This window comes from Pedobacter psychrotolerans (assembly GCF_004340665.1).
Classification (GTDB): Bacteria; Bacteroidota; Bacteroidia; order Sphingobacteriales; family Sphingobacteriaceae; genus Pedobacter; species Pedobacter psychrotolerans.
Genome location: NZ_SLWO01000002.1, coordinates 815,998 through 836,205, shown reverse-complemented (window position 1 = coordinate 836,205; position 20,208 = coordinate 815,998). Strand labels below are relative to the sequence as shown.

General features: G+C 37.5%; 13 protein-coding genes. 8 read left to right on the top strand and 5 right to left on the bottom strand.

Features of this window, described 5'->3' with window-relative positions; genetic code table 11:
* The first annotated feature begins 318 nt into the window (after nt 1-318).
* Nucleotides 319-1,605: an MFS transporter gene (locus EV200_RS07190; RefSeq protein ID WP_132530560.1), complete on the top strand. Its 1,287-nt coding sequence runs from the start codon at nt 319-321 to the stop codon at nt 1,603-1,605.
* A gap of 692 nt (nt 1,606-2,297) precedes the next feature.
* Here EV200_RS07190 and EV200_RS22075 read toward each other — a convergent pair.
* The 3 genes from EV200_RS22075 to EV200_RS07175 all read right to left on the bottom strand — a co-directional run bounded on the left by EV200_RS22075 (nt 2,298) and on the right by EV200_RS07175 (nt 7,539).
* On the bottom strand, nt 2,298-2,513 hold the full coding sequence (locus tag EV200_RS22075) for a PLDc N-terminal domain-containing protein (protein WP_029287137.1): 216 nt from the start codon (nt 2,511-2,513) through the stop codon (nt 2,298-2,300).
* Between the two features lie 14 nt (nt 2,514-2,527).
* On the bottom strand, nt 2,528-4,279 hold the full coding sequence (locus tag EV200_RS07180; protein WP_132530558.1) for an ABC transporter ATP-binding protein: 1,752 nt from the start codon (nt 4,277-4,279) through the stop codon (nt 2,528-2,530).
* A 104-nt stretch (nt 4,280-4,383) separates the two neighbouring features.
* Nucleotides 4,384-7,539: a TonB-dependent receptor gene (locus EV200_RS07175; RefSeq protein WP_132530556.1), complete on the bottom strand. Its 3,156-nt coding sequence runs from the start codon at nt 7,537-7,539 to the stop codon at nt 4,384-4,386.
* 1,073 nt (nt 7,540-8,612) lie between these two features.
* Between EV200_RS07175 and EV200_RS07170 the strand changes: the two genes are divergently transcribed.
* Nucleotides 8,613-10,079: a hypothetical protein gene (locus tag EV200_RS07170; RefSeq protein WP_132530554.1), complete on the top strand. Its 1,467-nt coding sequence runs from the start codon at nt 8,613-8,615 to the stop codon at nt 10,077-10,079.
* A gap of 107 nt (nt 10,080-10,186) precedes the next feature.
* Here EV200_RS07170 and EV200_RS07165 read toward each other — a convergent pair whose 3' ends face one another.
* The gene (locus tag EV200_RS07165) at nt 10,187-11,509 is read right to left on the bottom strand and encodes an amidohydrolase family protein (RefSeq protein ID WP_229676793.1); all 1,323 of its coding nucleotides are present in this window, start codon (nt 11,507-11,509) and stop codon (nt 10,187-10,189) included.
* Nucleotides 11,499-14,519: an amidohydrolase family protein gene (locus EV200_RS07160; protein WP_132530552.1), complete on the bottom strand. Its 3,021-nt coding sequence runs from the start codon at nt 14,517-14,519 to the stop codon at nt 11,499-11,501. The genes EV200_RS07165 and EV200_RS07160 overlap by 11 nt, the downstream gene beginning before the upstream one ends.
* 114 nt (nt 14,520-14,633) lie before the next feature.
* On the opposite strand from EV200_RS07160, the gene EV200_RS07155 reads away from it, so the two are divergent.
* From EV200_RS07155 to EV200_RS07130, 6 genes are all read left to right on the top strand, one after another.
* Complete coding sequence (locus tag EV200_RS07155) at nt 14,634-15,077, top strand: cytochrome B (RefSeq protein ID WP_132530550.1); 444 nt, start codon at nt 14,634-14,636, stop codon at nt 15,075-15,077.
* 585 nt (nt 15,078-15,662) lie between these two features.
* A complete protein-coding gene (locus EV200_RS07150) occupies nt 15,663-17,060 on the top strand; it encodes an anthranilate synthase component I family protein (protein ID WP_132530548.1) in 1,398 nt (465 codons plus the stop codon).
* Nucleotides 17,061-17,072: 12 nt separating this feature from the next.
* Nucleotides 17,073-17,381 carry an isochorismate lyase gene (locus EV200_RS07145; RefSeq protein WP_132530546.1) on the top strand — a complete coding sequence of 103 codons (309 nt, stop codon included), beginning with the start codon at nt 17,073-17,075 and terminating at the stop codon, nt 17,379-17,381.
* A complete protein-coding gene (locus EV200_RS07140) occupies nt 17,368-17,946 on the top strand; it encodes an anthranilate synthase component II (RefSeq protein ID WP_188754106.1) in 579 nt (192 codons plus the stop codon). The genes EV200_RS07145 and EV200_RS07140 overlap by 14 nt, the downstream gene beginning before the upstream one ends.
* Before the next feature lie 86 nt (nt 17,947-18,032).
* A complete protein-coding gene (gene trpC, locus EV200_RS07135; RefSeq protein ID WP_132530544.1) occupies nt 18,033-18,815 on the top strand; it encodes an indole-3-glycerol phosphate synthase TrpC in 783 nt (260 codons plus the stop codon).
* 169 nt (nt 18,816-18,984) lie between these two features.
* Nucleotides 18,985-20,064 (top strand): mechanosensitive ion channel family protein, encoded by a 1,080-nt coding sequence (locus EV200_RS07130; RefSeq protein WP_132530542.1) that lies wholly within the window; start codon nt 18,985-18,987, stop codon nt 20,062-20,064.
* The last annotated feature ends 144 nt before the right edge of the window (nt 20,065-20,208 follow it).

Genomic DNA, 20,208 nt, shown 5'->3' with positions numbered 1-20,208 from the left:
AATATGGTGGTAAGTTGGTGAGGTAGGGATTTGGGAAGGTGAAATGGTTAGGAGTTTAGAGGATTATGCGTTTAGGTTTAGGGGGAGAGTTATTGAGTTGGGAAAGTAGCGATCTGTATCAAATTAGTGATTAATACCGTTATTTGAACATACTCAATTAGAGATTTTTAGCGCCAGCCTCACGGCATATTTACCTTACCCATCTAAATTTATCCAACAACTCACCAACTCTTCGCCTTACCAAATAATCTATCTTAAGCATTTATCTATTCCTATTATTAATTTTCAAAGCTTAATTTTGCAGATAAACTCTTTTCCGTGTCAGATTCAGATTCCAACTCCGTAATAGTTAAACAAGATCCATTCGCAGCGTTGCGGTATAAAGAATTTCGTTCCTTTTTAGGTATGAGGTTTTTCTTTACCCTTGCTTATCAAATGCAGGCAGTAGTTATTGGCTATCACATTTATGATTTAACTCACGATCCGCTAAAGTTGGGGTTGGTAGGACTTTGTGAAGCCATTCCTGCTATCGGAATCGCACTTTATGGCGGTTATATAGCTGATAAAAGTGAAAAGCGTGGCTTACTAATTAAAATATTCTCTGGCGTTTGGCTGGCTTCGGTTTTAATGTTGATCATTACCAGCCAATACCTTCACCTTAAAGAGGATTTGATTGTGCTGATTATGTATGGTCTTGTATTCTGCATTGGTATTGCACGAGGTTTTTTTGGCCCGGCAACATTCTCGCTCATGGCAGAAATTGTACCTAAAAAATTATATCCCAATTCAAGTACATGGAGCAGTAGCACATGGCAGTTAGCTACCATTATCGGTCCTTTAACAGGAGGTTTGGTCAACTGGCTATGGGGGATTACTGCTGCATACAGTGTGATTGTTATTTTGGTTTCTATCTCATTAATCTGCATTTTCACATTTAAAAAGCACCCTTCGAGTTATGTTCCAAAGGAAAATATTTTTCATAGTTTAAAAGAAGGAATCCAATTTGTATTTAAAACCAAGATGATGGTTTGGGCAATGAGCCTTGATCTTTTCTCTGTGTTTTTTGGCGGTGCTGTAGCGCTGTTACCCATATTTGCTAAAGATGTATTTCATTTGGGATCATTTGGCTTGGGGATGATGCGCGGTGCAGCATCTTCTGGGGCGGTGATTACAATGCTTGTGATGACTAGGTTTTCGCCGATGGGAAAACCCTGGCGCAATTTATTAATTGCCGTTACTGGATTTGGCCTCAGCATTATTTGTTACGGACTTTCAAGAAATTTTTACTTAACGCTTTTTTTCTTGTTTTTAGAAGGCTCATTTGATAGCGTAAGCGTAATCATCCGCCAAACCATTATGCAATTGCTTACGCCTGATGAGATGCGGGGAAGAGTTTCTGCGGTAAACAGTATGTTTATTGGTTCGTCTAATGAAATCGGCGAATTTGAGTCTGGTTTATCAGCGAAATTATTAACGCTGGTTCCTGCGGTAGTTTTTGGTGGCAGTATGACGATTGGAATTGCATTTATCACCTGGTTAAAAACGAAATCATTAACCAAGTTGAGTTTGCAGGATATTAACGAACAAACCGCAAATGCGGTTTAGTTTTTGAAAGACTGTATTATATCAAGACTTGTAATGTTGAGGGATAATTTATTTCATAAAAATCAATGTAAGTTATGTTTTTATAATTAATTGATTTTTGGCTGTTTAGGTAATTACGCCAATGGTAGTTACCTTAACTAATTCATGCCATATTTAATGAAATGCAATAATTATATTAGGGTATTTTGAACCATTTCCGTCATTGCGAGGTACGAAGCAATCTTAATGCTATCGCTATAGACAACTGATACCATGCTGAGGCACGAAGTATCTGCAAGCTATAAAATTTTGAACGATCAATTATCGAATGACATCATATCCGAGGTTTCTAAAATTTCAATTTTATTTTGTCCTGGCCGGACGGGCTCATTTTCTTTTGGCACCAAAAGAAACAAAAGTGCCGGCTCGCAATTTTTCTGTGGAAGTCAGTAGGTGGGCTTGATCAGTGCCATCCCGAAAAATTGACCATGCCGGTCTAAGAGCAGAACGAGGAAACAGTGGTTTGGCCTTGTAGGAAGACTAAGGCAATTGCTATGACTTCTCGCTATGTTGAGGGATAATTTATTTCAGCAATTACGGCAATGGTAGCTTGTCGAAACACTGTTAAAGACGTTTTTCATAAGTCCTTCAACAGGCTCAGTATAACATTTCAAATTAATAATACAGCCTCTTGAAATCAATCGCAAAAAAAATTAAAACTTCCTGTTCTTGCCCCAAACTAAGTAAGCGATTGATCCTATGAAAGGAGCGAACAGGATAATAATAAACCAAAGTACTTTAACAGGAAAAAGCATATTGGTATTTCTTGATAAGTGATATAAGGTTATGATTATAAATGCCAACCACAGTATTGCGGCAATAATAATAATGATTGCAATCTGATTGCTTTCTATTTGTGCTAATAACATGTAATGAAGATTTATTAAACTTCAACAATCCTTTCGCCAATTTGTTGGCGCCACATGGCTTGGTATAAACCATTTTGTGCAATTAGTTCTTCATGTTTGCCTTGTTCAATGATATGGCCTTTCTCTAAAACGTAAATCACATCAGCATGTTTAATGGTTGATAAACGATGGGCAATTAGAATGGTAATGTGATCTGTTAAATTTGAAACTGAACGAATCGTTTTGGTAATTTCTTCTTCTGTAATTGAATCTAAAGAAGAGGTGGCTTCATCAAAAACCAAAATATCAGGCTGACGCAATAATGCTCTGGCTATTGATAGGCGCTGTTTTTCGCCACCGGAAACCTTCACGCCACCTTCACCAATTAATGAATCCAAACCTTTATCTGCTCTAGCCAATAAAGTTTGGCAAGCCGCCTGATTAAGCACTGTATAACATTCTTCATCAGTTGCCGTTGGGTTAACAAAAAGCAAATTCTCTCTGATGGTGCCTGAGAATAGTTGTGTGTCTTGCGTTACAAAACCAATTTTTTCCCGCAGGGCATCCAAATCAATGTTATTGCTTGGTGTGCCATTATATAAAATTTCTCCATCTTTTGGCTGATAGAGGCCTACCAACAATTTAACTAAAGTTGTTTTGCCAGAACCTGATGGCCCAACAAAAGCAATGGTTTGTCCGTTAAAAGTTTTGAATGAAATATTTTCTAAAGCATTTCTGTTAGCCGTTTGATGTTTGAAACCAACATTACTGAAGGTTAAATCTTTAATTTTATGGATAGAAATGGGATTTTCAGGTTTTTTATCAATGGGTGTACTCAAAATCTTTTTAAAATTCCCTAAAGAAACTTCAGCTTCACGCCAGGCTAAAATCACATTTCCCAATTCCTGCAACGGACCGAAAAGGAAGAAAGAGTAAAATAAGAAAGTTAAATATTGTCCGGCAGTAATGGCATTATCGAAGATAAGCAACAACAAAACCAATATCATGGTGCTTCTTACTAAGTTTACTGTGGTACCTTGTACGAAACTCATGCTCCGCACATATTTTACTTTTTTAAGTTCCAGGCCTAAAATTTTGTATGTGGTTTTGTTTAATCTTTCAATTTCCTGATCGGCTAAACCTAAACTTTTTACCAGCTCGATATTTCTTAAAGATTCTGTAGTAGAACCTGCAAGCGCTGTGGTTTCACCAACAATAGAACGTTGAATGGTTTTAATTTTCCGACTTAAATACCAGCTTACAAAACTAATAATTGGAATGGCTGTAAAGTAAACCAAAGTAACCTTATAACTTATAGAAACGGAATAAACGATTACGAAGATCATCCCGATTAAGCTTACAAATAAGATGCTGATAAAAGAGGTGATAAACTTTTCAGAATCTAAGCGGACTTTCTGTAAAATGCCCAGTGTTTCTCCACTGCGCTGATCTTCAAAAACCTGATACGGTAATTTTAAAGAGTGTTGCAAACCATCAGCATACATTTTTGCGCCAACTTTTTGCACAATTACGCTGGTGAAATAATCCTGAAAGTTTTTGGCAATACGCGAAACCATAGCTGCTCCAATGGCCAGGCCAATTAAACCTAACGATCCCCACAGATATTGGCTATAGGTTAATTTATCTTTTTGATTGATGAAGCGGTCTAAAATTCTTCCGGTAATATATGGATCTAAAAGTGAAAAGCCAATATTGAAACCCGCCAGCAATAACGCTAAAGCCACAATCCACTTGTGGTTTTTCAGGTAGTCTAATAATAATCCCATTAAAGTTTTGTTGTTTATTTTACAAACATAAAAAAAGGGAACGGATTAAAATCCATTCCCTTTTTTTATGACTTTTTAGAAAGATACAGGGTATCTTTCGTTGACTAAAATCCGTATCTCAAACCGATTTGTGCTTGCCAAGGGTTACCTGATGGCGTTACAATACCAGTGTTATTTACACGGTACGAATATGCTTTTGCAGCATTGTCAAACCCAGTTACTGCATATAAAGCCTGAGAACCTAAAGTTTCGTTTACACCCCATTTCTTCTTTAATAAGTTACCAAAGTTGAAAATATCGCCAGAAATTTCAATGTTATGTGTTTTATATATTTTAAATTTCTTAGCTATACGTAAATCAACAATGCCGTAGAAACCATTCACACCACCATTACGCTCTGCTATTTGACCAGAATATTTGGTGATATAATCTTTTAAGCTTTGGCTTGCTAAAGGATTATCAAGTAGCGTTTGTAATCCAGCACGCACACTGGCAGGAACATTTGCATTATTTCTATCGAAAACAAAAGCTAAATCATTTGTAGCTACGAAATCGCCGTTGATATTTCCGCCAGATAATAAACTATAACGCGTACCTCCAATTCCTGAATAACGAACGCCAATAGTTACCCCATAAAATGTTGGCAAAGTTCCGTAAACAACTACCTTATTACGGAATTGACCATCTGAGTATGACATCTTACTTAAATCTCTCGGATCATCTTTTACCGGAAGAGAAAGTGTTGCAGTATTTGCCACATTACCGTTATATGAAGTATTATCTTTCGCATCGTTATAGGTGAAACTTGCAGAGATTTCTCCATCTCTAAAGTAGTTCCAGGTTGCATCTAAAACAACGGCAAATTGATTTACTTTACCTTTGCTATTCATTTCTAATACACGGCCGAATTGATTAGTTAATCTTCCCAATTTCCAATCTGCAACGCCATTACTAGCATTTACTGTTGGTACAAAAACGCCACGATTGGCTTCATTAGCTAATGTAAAGAATGGTGTTGCTACCATATTCCTATCTACATACATATAGTTATTACGACCTAAAGTGGCATAACCTGTAATCCCTACCTTGAATTTATCTGTGATTAATTTACTGTATGATAAGTTGGCTTTATAAACTACCGGAACTTTTGCATCCTCTGCATAAGTGTTAATAGTAGGAACCTGTTGGGCAGTTACAGTTGGAGCTGCTACTGTGCCATTTCTATAACCGATGAAATCTGGCCTTGGAACTAACTCATTAAATACATCAACTGTTGCAAAGTGCTTACCATCAAAAGTTAGGTTATTAATAGTCATGTAATTATTGATATCTGATCCAAAGATACCAGCACCAAAACGTACGAAGTCAGTTCTGTTTTCATTGATATCCCAATTAAACTGAATTCTTGGCTGAATTAAGAATTGTTTTAGTTCGTGATCGGTTCTTACACCTATAGCATCAAACAACTGTTGATTTAATGGCGATTTTGGATAAGAACTATAATCCATACGTAAACCTCCAACAAACTCTAAGCCTTTTGCTAAATTGGTTTGCATCTGGCCATATAAAGCCGTGTTCCAAATTCCTGCTTTTACTGTCGGATCAGCAACTAAAGGAACTTCACGATAATATCTGTTTGGAATTAAATTGTTGAAATTTTGTAGAGAGCTAATAGTTGTTCCTGTATTACGGTATTCAAAACGACCATTTACTTCACTGCCGTAAAGGGATTTCGCATGAGTATACATCACATCAACACCGAAAGTATATTTGATCTTATCTGTATTATAATAAAAATTATCTACCAATTGCAGTACATTGTTAGTAAAACCCTCTTGCCCGAAACGGTGTCCACCAATTTGAATATCAGTTCCAACAGATGTTCCATTAGATAACGTTGATGGAACGTTGAAAACCTGAGCTCTTGGAATAGCACCATTTAATTGGCTGTTTTGCGTACTCGCCTGGTAAGTATATAAATGTTGAACTTTTAACTCATTAGTTACTTTACTGTTGATAGTTGAACGCAAAGTTGCCAATAAGCTATTGTCAACATTTTTATCTGTACCGTAACTTTCAAAGAAGTTAATAGCTGTATTGTCAGCTAATCCCAAAGGGTTTCTGTCATTTGTATAGTTATCACGAATGGTTAACAAATTTTTCTCATTGATTTGCCAATCTAAACGGGCAAATGCAGCGTCTGACCCACGTTTCTTATCGAATGAACCATATTGATCACTACTCGCTACGCCATATTTATCGCGGGCAATAGTAGTAAATTCTTGAAGTGTACTATTGGTAATTCTAAATCTAGCTTCATCTTCCGGACCATTAACATCTGCAATAATTAAGGGACGAGCATCTCTTTGATGATCCCAGCCCACAAAATAATGTAATTTATCTTTAATGATCGGGCCACCTAAAGTAAAACCATATTGGTAAGTAGAAAAATCGTTATCACGCCTTACTCCTCTGATATCGTAACGAGATGATAACCAGTCTGCTCTTCCATACATGAAAGCGCTACCACTTATAGTGTTTGTTCCCGATTTAGTTACTGCAGTTACCGTACCACCACCTGCTCTGCCTAAAGTAACATCATATTGATTAGTTACTACTTTAAACTCACGAACAGCTTCGATTGAGATAGAGTATGGGGCACCACTACGGCTGGTTGTGGCGCCTGCTGAAGTTGGGTTTTTAGCGTTCATACCATCAATAGTGTAGTTGGTAGATGAACCTAACTGACCTGAGATATTTCCACCACGGCTCAATGGAGATAAATCCATTAAGTTAGAGAAATTACGTCCATTAACTGGTAATTGATTCATTGTCTTGGCTGAAATTTCAGTTGAAGCACCAAAATTCTGAACTTTGTTCCTCAAACCTGAAGCGACAACCTGAACAGCTTCTAAATTTTGTGAAGCTTCCTGCATTGTGATGCTTACTTTAACCACATCTCCAAGATTCAACATATAACCATTTCTGGTTTGTTCGCCAAAGCCAACATAAACTGCCTTGACAGTATAAGGTCCACCTAAAGGCAATTCTTTAAAAGTGTATTCTCCTTGGGCATTGGTAGAGGTTCTGGTGGTAAAACCAGTAGAATTATTTTTAATTTGAATGGAAACGCCTGGAATGGGTTTCTTTTGATCATCCGTCACAATTCCGGAAATTGATGCTTGTGTGGTTTGTGCCATGGCCGAATTGGTGGCATAGCATAAAAACAGCATCACTGCAATAAGTAAATTTTTCATCATGATTAGTTCTGATTTTTTATGATGCAAAGGTGTTATTGTAGTGTTAAGCCGATTTAGATTTTATGTTATGAAATGATTTACAAATTGTTTGATTTTCGGGATGATGTTAAATTAAAAACTTTTGATTGATTTATATTCTGGTAGGTATCTCACGAACATGTAGGTGGATCTTTCGATGGTTGTATCACGAATGGGTAGTTGGATAATTCGGTTGGTGAGACACCAACCGATAGGGGAAGCAACATAAGCTTTGCGGTAGGCAACATAAGCTTTGCGGTAGGCAACATAAGCTTTGCGGTAGGCAACATAAGCTTTGCGGTAGGCAACATAAGCTTTGCGGTAGGTAACATAAGCTTTGCGGTAGGCAACATAAGCTTTGCAGTAGGCAACATAAGCTTTGCAGAAGGTAACATAAGCTTTGCGGTAGGTAACATAAGCTTTGCGGTAGGCAACATAAACTTTGCAGTAGGCAACATAAGCTTTGCAGTAGGTAACATAAGCTTTGCGGTAGGCAACATAAACTTTGCAGTTGGCAAGACAAGCTTTTCAGTAAGCCGTATCAGGCAGGAGCAAAGTAGATTTTATCGGTTGGTGAGACACGAACCGATAGGAAAATGACTTAACATAATGCAAGGCTTTGTCCCGCAGATCAAAACAAATTTCGCAGATTTTGCTACTTGCTTCTGCGGAAATCTCCTGAATCTACGGGATAAATACTTCAGCAATAGTTATCATCTTTTTGAAACAAAAAGCAGCCAATAAACTAATGTTAGCTGCTTTGTTAGCAATGCCGTCATGCTGAATTTATTTCAGCATCTTTTTGTTGCGACTTATATAAGATGTTTTTTTAATAAGGCCCTGAAATAAATTCAGGGTGACGATCGTTCATGACCAGTGTACAAAAAGGTTTCATCAATTAAATGCATATTACTTCATCTCAGCAGTATACTTATCGCTAAACTTCTAATATTTCGGTTGGTGATACATCAGTATATAGGAGAATTTTTACTTTATCATAATTTTTATATTACATATACTTAATATAAAAGCTGTCTTTTTATGAAAAAACAGCTATGAAAAAAATTAATACACTATTATTACTATTGGTAGTGATTATCTCTGCCTGCAAGAAAGATCAGCACGAAGTGAAAGAAACAGCACTTTTTTCGAGATCAAATTCGAAGTTAAAGAGTTCAAGACCGCTACATGCTGGTGATCCTAATTTAGATGCATCCTGGGATTGGACCCAGCACAGCTGGACAGCATATTTTAATAATGCTGATGGTTCTGTTGGTAGTGTCACAACATTAAATCCTTTTATCGACGGTGCTCAAAAAGTCTATGGTAATGTTGATGTTTCAAAAGCAGATATGTATCCTGCAAATGGTTGGATGTTAGTCTCACGAGATTTTGGTACGCCGACTGAAGCTAATGCCTATCCCTTTTTATTGCTTTATAACAAATATAGGGGTGTTTTGAGGGTTTGTGTACTTAGAACATACGATGTTCTGTCTTCGTATCAACAGATTACTTTGAGTTATGCTACTAACTCATCATATCCTGATCTGGTAGAATATAGCCCTACAATCCCTCCATACAATATATCCTATCCGTACGTAAATACAAAAAATAGTGATTACAAACAAACGGCGGTAACATTTGCTGGTGTACAAGAGTGGATGATTGCAGATTTTGATGTTAAAAAGTATAGCCAAACAATTGATAATAACACTTCATTCAATATCAGTGTATCTGAAGTTGCACAATCGGATGTAGTAGTAAATGGAAATATACAATTGGATGGAACTGCACAGCCTCAAGCTGGCGGACCGGATGTTGTGGGAAGAATAAATAATTTATCCAATTTTGTTACCAGTACAAATGAAGGGCTTTCTAAAGTTTTAGCCATACCTAAAGCTAATATAGATGATATTGTTAGTGGTGGCTCAGGACTTCTGCTTAAAACGATATTGAAGATTGCTTCCGGATTTTCTGGTGGTTCTGCCGGTGTTCCGTACAATATAAAATTAAAGGGAACGATCAATCAAACGGGGTTTATTAAATTAAACTCACCAAAAACTTCTTTTAGTGTTTATTTAAAACCTCAGGCTAATTCAATTGCTTATAGAGCAGTTCAAGATATAACATGGGGCGTATTTGGTATTGGTAATATTTCGAGCATTTCTGACGACGAACAAATGCTTTATACCTGGGTTACTGATGAGTACGGTTATCCGGGTGAAGTGTATGATGGACAGACAAGAAGTATATCTCTGGCACCAAATTATATTACAAATTCTAATTTTGTAATTAATCCTGCTTTGGCCAATGAAGTGGCAAGCATTGAAATGATCGATATCATGGAAAATGCAGGGAAAAATGGCTGTCCATGTACAATAAGTAATTCAGAATTTTTACCACTCGCTCAATTTCAGTCGGCTGCAAAACAGATTACTACCTGGAATTCGAGTGTTATCTTATTAGGAATAAAAATAACCTTTACTAATGGCATAATTGTTTATCAAACGATACCGTACTAAACATTCAAGGTTTACAATTAAGTAAATAATAGGTTTTTTATTAAGCGAAAACGGCCGGTATTCATTACCGGCCGTTTTACTTTTAGGCATTTAATAATTTAGCCGATCTATTTCTTTTCAGCAGTATACTTATCGCTAAACTTCTTATCCAGTTGCTTGTGCAAATTATCCAGATTAATATCTCTGCCCTGAATAAAAGCTTGTTCTACTTTGTTCGTTCTCATATCCAAAGCATCGCCAGCAGAAATGAAGAAAGTGGCATCTTTTCCTGTTTCGATACTTCCAGTGGTTTTATCAACCCCCATTACTTTTGCGGCGTTCAAAGTAATGGTTGAAAGTGCTTTTTCTTTATCCAGTCCCCAGGCGGTAACCGTACCAGCCATGAAAGGTAAGTTGCGTTGTTGCCAGTAACCATCGATGCTTAAGGCTACATTTAAACCTGCGTTAGCCAAAATGGCTGCATTTTTATAAGGCATGTTTACATCATCATCATTGTTGTTTGGTAGGGCATGAGGTTGTTTCACCACTAAACTGATGTTGTTTTCTTTTAAAAAGTCGATCACCAGATATGCTTCATCAGCACCTGTGATTACAGGTGTAATGCCGTATTTCTTTGCAAAGTTTACTGCCGCTACAATATCCTTCTGACTATCAGCCGTGATAAATAATTTTTCTTCACCAGAAAAAACCCTTTTCATGGCTTCGAAACGTGTATTAATCACTTCTGGTTTACCCATGTCTGCATAAGCCTTTGCTTCAGCGAAGAAAGAATTTAACTGATTAATGGAATTTGCCGTTCTTTCTGCCAGTGCTTCTGGCGACATTTGCGGTCTGCCGAAGCCACCAAAACCACCTCTGAAACGTGGCGTAACTGGCCAAGTCATGTGCATGGCATCATCCTTTCTTAACGCTGCATCTTCCCAGTTCCAGGCATCCAACTGTACTACGGATGAACTTCCAGAAATGATCCCGCCTTGGGGAGTAGGTTGTGCCATTAAAACACCGTTGCTTCTTAAAGTTGCAGGTACTTTAGAATCGGTATTGTATGCCACAATAGAGCGGATGTGTGAGTTGAAATCGCCTATTTCCTGGAAATCTAAAGTTGCCTTGATAGATTCTGTTTCTGCTAAACCTAAGTTAGTGGTAGCTGCAATAAAACCCGGGTATACGTGTTTTCCTGTAGCAGAAATTTGGGTTACATCACCTTGTGGTACTTGCCCGTTGGCAGTAACAGAAACAATTTTTCCATTACTAAAAATGATGGTTCCATTTTCAATAACTGTACCATTACCAACATGTACCGTTGCGCCTGAAATGGCGATGGTTTTACTTTGCTTTTTTGCTGGCGAAATGTTTGCCTGAGCAAAACATGTTAGGCTTGTTGCCGAAAAAGCCAGACTCATTAAATAGGTTTTTATATTAGTGTGCATGTTCGTTCTCGTTTAGTTCTGCTGAATAATTTTCTAATGTTTCGCAATTGTATAAGCGTGGGGCATCGCCTGCCGGACGTTGCATTTTTCCGCCTTTACTTTTACTTTCCAGCATTTTCTGGATTAAACGTGCTTTTTCAGATTGTTGAGATTTAATGATCTGTGCATCTTTTTCAATGTCCCAGTAGGCAATTCCATCTACAAAGGTTTTTTCTGCCTTGGCATAAATAGAAAGTGGGTTAGCCGTCCAGATCACCACATCGGCATCTTTACCAGCTTTTAAACTGCCTACTTGATCATCAATGTGAAGCATTTTTGCCGGGTTCAAGGTCACAAATTTCAATGCATCTTCTTCAGGAACGTTACCGTATAAAACTGATTTTCCAGCTTCCTGGTTTAAGTGACGTGCCATCTCTGCATCATCAGAGTTGAAAGCGGTAGTTACACCAACATTATGCATAATTTTTCCGTTGTAAGGAATGGCTTCTGCAACCTCATTTTTATAAGCCCACCAATCTGAGAAGGTGGAGCCAGCAATACCATGCGCTTTCATTTTATCGGCTACTTTATAACCTTCCAAAATGTGCGTAAACGTATTAATTTTAAATCCTAAGCTATCGGCAACGTGGATTAACATATTGATTTCACTTTGTACGTAAGAGTGACAGGTAATGAAACGTTTGTTGTTCAAGATTTCTACTATTGCATCCAATTCCAAATCTTTGCGAACGCTATTGCCTTTAACCGACATTGCTTTTGCATACTCTTTCGCACGGGTAAATTCATCCACAAAAGTTTGTTCTACACCCATTCGTGTTACGGGGAAACGGGCACCTGTACCAAAATTGCTTTGTTTTACGTTTTCACCCAAAGCGAATTTGATGAAGCCATCAGCCCCTGCAAATTTTAATTCTTCTGGCGATTTACCCCAGCGAAGTTTAATCAATTGTGACTGACCACCAACTGGATTTGCTGATCCGTGCAAGATATGCGAAGTGGTTACGCCACCGGCTAATTGGCGATAAATATTCACATCTTCAGAATTGATAATGTCTGCAATGCGAACTTCTGAAGATACCGATTGTGCACCTTCATTAATCCCGCCGCTGCCAGCAATGTGTGAGTGCTCATCAATAATGCCCGCAGTGATGTGTTTGCCTGTGGCATCGATTACTTTTGCGCCACCAGCTGAAAGGTTTTTGCCTACGGCCTTAATTTTTCCATTCTCTAAAAGCACATCAGCATTTAGCAAAACACCGTCTTTTTCATTCGTCCAAACCGTACCATTCTTAATTAAAACGGTTTCCTGTTTAGGTAATTCTGTAGCACCAAAGGCACCAAAAGGGTAAATTACCGGACCAACCGTAAGGCTTGGTTTAGGCTCATCTTTCTTTGGAGTCTCTTTGTTCGGCTCTTTATAAGTAGCTGTAAATTTTCCTGTTGATCCATCAGCCAATGCAGATTCACCTTTAATGGTAATTGGATTTGCAGAAGTAATGTATCCACTTAAACGAACATCGCCTTTAGGATTTTTCTTTAAATTGAAATTGATGCTCACCCAATCGCCATTTCTAGTAAAAGTAGCTGTAGTTTTTACGCTATCTACGCCTGTTCTCTCAATGGCTGCGGTTGATCCTCCACCAGTCCCGGTAATTTTCAATGTTAAGGCACCCACACCATCAACATTCAAATTATAGGTTCCACGAACATCGCTTACATCCATTTTATTAACGATAAAACGCTTGCCCTGCACCCAGTTTTCGAAAATGATATTACCATTTTTGAATAGGTTATCTGATGAAATTAAAAAGTTAGCCACTTTCCCTTTATCAAGCGACCCAACCTTATCACCGATACCTAAAAGTTCAGCAGGAACAGTAGTGACCGCTAGTAATGCTTGTTTTTCGGTTAGTCCATTTTCTATCGCCGTGCGGATATTTGCCCAGAAATCACGGCTGTTTTCTAATCCAAATGCAGTTAAGGCAAATTTAATCCCTGCTTTTTCTAAGGCTGCCGGATTGGTTGGTGCCAATTCCCAACCTTTCATTTGTGTTAAGGTTAAATTTCTTGCTTCCGCCGGATCTTCCACATCATAAGCTTTAGGGAAAGCCAATGGAATAATCAAACTTGCCCCAGTTGCTTTTACCTCATTAATGCGTTGATACTCATCCCCACCAGATTTGATGATAAACTTTTTGCCAAATTCTTTTCCAATTTTATCTGCACGGAGAACGTTTGCCCAACCATCTACCTCAAATATTTGTGGAAGTGTTTGCTGTTTAGCGAATTCATCTAAAGAAATATTGTACTCGTCTTTTTGCTTACTGTACCACTGCGAATCGTAATAGGTTTGGCGCAATAATGCAATTGAACCCATTAAGGATGTTGGGTAATCATTTGATGATGTTCCTTTATTGAAAGAATAATTTGCTGCGGTTTGATCTTTTAAAATTAAGCTGTTGTCTGCATCTTCATTTAAGGTCACTGCTGCAGAAACACCTCGGGCAATCCCATCACGGTTGATGACATTAACACTTCCGAAGCCCACTTTACGTAATTCATCTGCTTTTTTGCTGTCAGCTGTAAAGATATTTTTTACATAAGTTTCAGGTCTGATGGCTTCATTCCAGCCATAAGCCCCCTTTTTAGTTGAAACAAAAATAGATTGTCGCTGTCCGCCGAAACCACGAGCCTGGGCAGGTGCTTCTGTAATGCCATAGCTTGAAAAGGCATCAATTAGTGATGGATAGATAAATTTTCCTTTCAAATCTATGGTCACATAACCTTTTGGTACGGATAATCCGGCACCCACAGCTTGAATGGTTTGACCTTTAATTAAAAGTGTAGCATTTGTTAAAGTTTGGTTGGCATTAACTACGATTGTTGCGTTGGTGAAGGCAAACATTCCAGGTCTGGTGTCATATGAACCATTAACAGGAAAGGTGGTTTGCTGTGCAAATACGAATGTAGTAGAAAATACCAGCCCAATGGCGAGTAAAATTTTCTTCATAATAGTTTAGTTGGTTTATTTTGTTTAAAACTAATATAAATTAGCGTTGATAATCCTGAATATCTGATATTTTACAATTAATGTCTACTTTTGAAGAAACATATTTGATATAAAATGTATAGTATCTTAAAATCTGCGCACTCTGGATGGCGCTACATCGTATTAATTTTATTAGTAGTGGCTGTAATCAATGCATTATCTGGCTGGCTAGGTAAAAAAACGTATACTGAAGGTAATCGTAAACTGAATGTATTCACTTTAATTAGTGCTCATATTCAGTTTTTAATTGGACTGGTGCTTTACTTTTTTAGTCCGCTAACGAAATTACCCATGAGTGATACTATTGGTAGATATTTCAAAGCGGAGCATACATCTATGATGCTTATTGCTATCATTTTAATTACAGTGGGTAACTCAAAATCAAAAAAAGTGGCTGATGCTGTTGCCAAACACCGTACTATTGCTGTTTTCTTTGGATTGGCTTTGGTTATTATTATTGTATCTATCTTAATGATGACTAAAAGTGTTCCGGGCAGATCATTTTTCGGGGTTTCTTAGTTGGTTTTAACCGCAAAGAGTGCAAAGTTTTCGCAAAGTGGCGCAAAGGTTTTTTACCACCGAGTACACTGAGGTTTTCACAGAGAACATAGAGGTGAAGTAAAAAACTAGGTGTTTTTGGTTGTTAATTTATTTTAAGTTTCTAACCGCAAAGAGAGCAAAGTTTTCGCGAGGTGGGCGAAGGTTTTTTACCACCGAGTACACAGAAATTTTCACAGAGAACATGGAGGCGGAATTAAAAACTTGGTGCACTCTGTGCCTTTACTTTGTGATCTCTGTGGTTAAACATTTAAACTTGGCGTTCTTCGCGGTTGCCTCTTTCCAACTTATTTTCATAAAAATTTCCTTTTTTCAAAATTCTTTATATTTTTGTTCCTCATGATCAGCAATATACATACATGGCTTTGGCAAAGTAATTCGAAAACGGATTGCGCTGGCTGCGTATGAGAAAAATATAGTTTATCAACCTAAACCTAAAAGAACCATTAAAGCCCGGCGTAGAACCACACGCCGGGCTTTTACTTTTTAAAAAAAATTACAGAGAGGAGATTGCTTCGTTATATCTCCTCACAATGACGATAGAAAATGTATAAAATTAATACCACTTACAAAAAGATGCTTGCCGATACCACAACGCCTGTGAGCATTTATTTGCGCTTACGCGATGTATATCCAAATAGCATATTGCTAGAAAGTTCTGATTATCATAGTCGGGAGAATTCTATGAGTTTTGTTTGTGCAGATCCCGTGGCTGGAATCATCCTGAAAGGATCAAGGTTAGAAACTTATTTTCCTGATGGATCCGTTGAAATAAAAGAAAGTACCAATCTAATTGATGAGATAGCAGATTTTAAGGATAAATTTAAAGAAACAGAATTGCCTGAAATTAAATTTATTTCAAGTGGTTTATTCGGCTATTTTACTTGGAATGCAGTGCAGCATTTTGAAGATATTAAATTTGTTTCGGAAACACCCGAGGGAGAAGAGATTCCGGAAATGCAGTATCATTTGTATCGCTATCTGATTGCTATCGATCATTTTAAGAATGAGATTACGCTCTTCAAAAATACCTTTGAAGGAGAGGAAGAGAGTGGTCTGGAAAAAATGGAATACCTCATCCAAAATAAAAATTATCCTGAATATAAGTTTCAAATTAGGGGTGAAGAGTCTTCTAACTTAACTGATGAGGGCTTTATGAGTTTGGTTGAAAAACTTCAAAAGCATATTTTTCGGGGTGATGTATTTCAGATTGTTCCTTCACGTGCATTTAAGCAGGCTTTCTCTGGTGATGAATTTAATGTTTACCGCTGCCTGCGTTCTATAAATCCATCGCCTTATTTATTTTATTTTGATTATGGTAACTTCAAATTGTTTGGTTCATCGCCGGAAGCACAAATTACCATTAAGAATAATGCTGCAAATATTTTTCCAATTGCTGGTACCTTTAAACGGAGTGGAAACGATATTGAAGATGCGGAACAAGCGAGAAAATTAGAACAGGATCCAAAAGAAAGTGCCGAACATGTGATGCTGGTTGATTTAGCCCGGAACGATTTGAGCAGACATTGTAACCGTGTAGAGGTAAAATCATTTAAGGAAGTTCAATATTATTCACATTTAATTCACCTGGTGAGTAAGGTAACCGGGCAATTGCAGGAAAATGTGAGTGCATTTAAGGTTGTTGCAGATACTTATCCGGCCGGAACATTAAGTGGCGCACCAAAGTATAAAGCCATGCAGCTCATTGATGAAAATGAGAAATTAGGCCGGAATTTTTATGCTGGTGCCATTGGCTTCATGGGCTTTAAGGAAGATTTTAACCATGCCATCATGATCAGAACTTTTATGAGCAAAAACAATGAATTACATTACCGTGCAGGTGCCGGCATTGTAGCTGATTCTATTCCTGAAATGGAAATGCAGGAGGTTAATAATAAAATTGCAGCATTGCGTAAAGCGGTGCAGATGGCAGAGGGGATTTAACCTAAGAGAAAGATGATAGACTCACCAGAAAGCTGTCAAAACATAGATGAGATCCGGTCTGCAATTGATGCGATCGATTTGGAAGTTATTCAATTGATTGGAAAAAGATTTAAATATGTAAAGGCTGCTTCTAAATTTAAATTAAATGAAGAGGCTGTTAAAGCTCCTGAAAGATTTAAAAATATGCTTTTACAAAGACGGAATTGGGCAGGAATAGAAGGTTTGAATCCTGATGTTATTGAAAAAGTATACAGAGACCTGGTGAATTATTTTATCAGCGAGGAAATAAAAAATTGGAATACTGAAAATGGAAATAAATAATAAAGTTCTGGTAATTGACAACTACGATAGTTTCACTTACAATTTGGTTCATTTAATTAACGAAGTTGGTTATGAAGCCGAAGTTTGGAGAAACGATAAATTTGATTTAGCAGATGTAGATAAGTACAATAAAATTTTACTTTCACCGGGTCCGGGAATACCTGAAGAGGCGGGTTTACTGCTCGATGTAATTAAAACTTATGCACCCACCAAGAGTATTTTTGGTGTCTGTTTAGGGCAGCAGGCTATTGCTGAGGCATTTGGAGGAACGTTACTGAATTTGGGTAGACCAATGCATGGCGTAGCAACGCCTGTAACGGTTGTAGATGGCGATGAACCTTTATTTTGGGAATGCCCGCAAACGATTAATGTTGGCCGCTACCACAGTTGGGTGGTGAGTAAAGAAAACTTTCCGTCGTGTTTAAAAATTACTGCGAGAGACCATAAAAGTGAAATTATGGCGTTAAGACATGAAACATTAGATGTTCGTGGCGTGCAATTTCATCCGGAAAGTGTGTTAACTGAACATGGTAAGCAAATGATGGAAAATTGGTTAACAAGCTAAACATATCTATTATTGCGAGGTACAAAGCAATCTCATGAGCGAGTTAGATTGCTTCGCATCTCGCAATGACGACTAATATAGAAGTAATGAATATTTTAGATAAAATCGTAGTACGTAAAAAAGAAGAGGTTGCTGCTGCGAAGCAGCTGATATCTATACAGGATCTGGAAAAAGCTGATCATTTTAAAAGAACGCCATATTCTTTTAAAGAGTTTTTGTTGGCTGAGGATCGAACAGGAATTATTGCGGAATTTAAGCGCCGCTCACCATCCAAAGGTTTAATTAATGGCACAGCTGATGTTGCAGAGGTAACACAGGCATACAATCAGGCAGGAGCTTCTGCGCTCTCTGTACTAACTGATGTAGATTTTTTCGGTGGTAGAACTGATGATATCCTAGCAGCCAGAGCGGCGAATAATATTCCCATTCTACGAAAGGATTTTATGATCGATGAATACCAGATTTTAGAAGCAAAAGCCTGGGGTGCAGATATCATTCTATTAATCGCAGCCATTTTAACACCTCAACAAATTAATGATTTTGGGAATTTCGCCCATGATTTAGGATTGAACGTACTATTGGAAGTTCATAATCTTGAAGAATTGGAAAGAAGTATTTGTCCGGGTCTGGATGCCATTGGTGTAAATAACAGAAATCTTGCCGATTTTACAGTTAACATTCAAACCTCTTTTGATTTGGTGAACCAAATTCCTGATCAGTTTTTGAAAATTTCTGAAAGTGCCATTAGCGATCCAAAAATAATCAAAGAGTTAAAGAGCGCTGGCTTTAACGGCTTTTTAATTGGTGAAAACTTTATGAAAACTGATCATCCTGGTGCAGCCATAAGGGATTTTGTAGCTCAGATTTAGAAACAACAGTCATCAATTCATCGGATGAATATAGCGCACGTACTATTATTCATCCGATGAATTGATGACTGACTGATTCACGCATCCGATGACGATGCTGATTCAAACAATCAATAAATTTTGTTGTTAAGTTAGAGAACCTCGGTTCAAATTAACCAACAAATTTCTTATGCAGTATCTCGACCACTTTTTTGGTTATCCTATTCCTTTGTTAATAAAAAATTTAATTATTGGTTGTATTGCCATTTTATTGGGCATCATTATCAAATTCATAATCAGTAAAACTTTTATTTTACTTTCACGCTGGTGGGATTCTATTGTAATTAAATCTACTATTAAACACCTTAAAAGACCAGTTGCGGTATTTATACCCTTATTACTGCTCAATTTTTCACTTGATTTGATGGTGATGTCGGTTAAAGTTAGGGTGCCGCTTGAAAAGATGCTCGAGATAGCGCTGACTGCAACGTTTTCGCTCATTCTTATCCGGTTGATTAATGTGCTTGAAGATTTTTTATTTCTGAAATATGATCTTAACAAGGAGAATAATTTAAAGGAAAGAAAGATTCGTACTCAATTGCAATTTATCAGGAAATTTATTGTTTCGCTAATCATTATCGTCACCGCTGCTATTATTTTATTGAGTTTTGAAAGTATGCGTAAAATAGGTGCAGGCTTACTTACCGGGGTGGGTATTGGTGGTATTATCATAGGTTTTGCTGCTCAGAAATCACTGGGAAATTTGCTGGCAGGTTTCCAGATTGCCTTTACTCAACCAATCCGCATTGATGACGTATTAATTGTAGAAGGCGAATGGGGGAGAGTAGAAGAAATTACGCTCACTTATGTTGTGGTGAGTATCTGGGATCAGAGAAGGTTGATTTTACCCATTACTTACTTTATTGAAAAACCTTTTCAAAACTGGACACGTGTATCTGCTGATTTGCTTGGAACGGTTTTTCTTTATATGGATTATACCATTCCAATCGAACCACTTCGGCAAGAACTTACCAGGCTGTTGAATAATGATCCCCTGTGGGATAAAAGGGTAAATGTAGTACAGGTGACCGATACCAATAAAGATGGTTCTATTGAAATCAGGTTTTTAATGAGTGCCTCAAATTCTTCCAGAGCCTTCGATTTACGTTGTAATGTGCGGGAAGCCATGATTACATTTATTCAAAATAACTATCCTGATAGTTTACCTAAAACAAGGTTGGAACATCGGGATAAGTTTGCGGGTTTATAATTTATCACCTAAGACACCTAAGTTATTTTTCGTATGGTTGGTGTTTTTACTACACCTGCCATAGCTGTAAAGTTTTTGTTGTATGATTGGTGGAATATCAACCCTAGGATGAGTTGTCGTCATTTCGACCGTAGTGGAGAAATC

What these genes read in the sequence shown, in the direction of transcription:
- EV200_RS07160 (WP_132530552.1), bottom strand. Translation starts at nt 14,519, where the DNA reads ATGAAGAAAATTTTACTCGCCATTGGGCTGGTATTTTCTACTACATTC.
- EV200_RS07145 (WP_132530546.1), top strand. Translation starts at nt 17,073, where the DNA reads ATGATAGACTCACCAGAAAGCTGTCAAAACATAGATGAGATCCGGTCT.
- EV200_RS07130 (WP_132530542.1), top strand. Translation starts at nt 18,985, where the DNA reads ATGCAGTATCTCGACCACTTTTTTGGTTATCCTATTCCTTTGTTAATA.
- trpC (WP_132530544.1), top strand. Translation starts at nt 18,033, where the DNA reads ATGAATATTTTAGATAAAATCGTAGTACGTAAAAAAGAAGAGGTTGCT.
- EV200_RS07165 (WP_229676793.1), bottom strand. Translation starts at nt 11,509, where the DNA reads ATGCACACTAATATAAAAACCTATTTAATGAGTCTGGCTTTTTCGGCA.
- EV200_RS07170 (WP_132530554.1), top strand. Translation starts at nt 8,613, where the DNA reads ATGAAAAAAATTAATACACTATTATTACTATTGGTAGTGATTATCTCT.
- EV200_RS07175 (WP_132530556.1), bottom strand. Translation starts at nt 7,539, where the DNA reads ATGATGAAAAATTTACTTATTGCAGTGATGCTGTTTTTATGCTATGCC.
- EV200_RS07140 (WP_188754106.1), top strand. Translation starts at nt 17,368, where the DNA reads ATGGAAATAAATAATAAAGTTCTGGTAATTGACAACTACGATAGTTTC.
- EV200_RS07150 (WP_132530548.1), top strand. Translation starts at nt 15,663, where the DNA reads ATGTATAAAATTAATACCACTTACAAAAAGATGCTTGCCGATACCACA.
- EV200_RS22075 (WP_029287137.1), bottom strand. Translation starts at nt 2,513, where the DNA reads ATGTTATTAGCACAAATAGAAAGCAATCAGATTGCAATCATTATTATT.
- EV200_RS07180 (WP_132530558.1), bottom strand. Translation starts at nt 4,279, where the DNA reads ATGGGATTATTATTAGACTACCTGAAAAACCACAAGTGGATTGTGGCT.
- EV200_RS07155 (WP_132530550.1), top strand. Translation starts at nt 14,634, where the DNA reads ATGTATAGTATCTTAAAATCTGCGCACTCTGGATGGCGCTACATCGTA.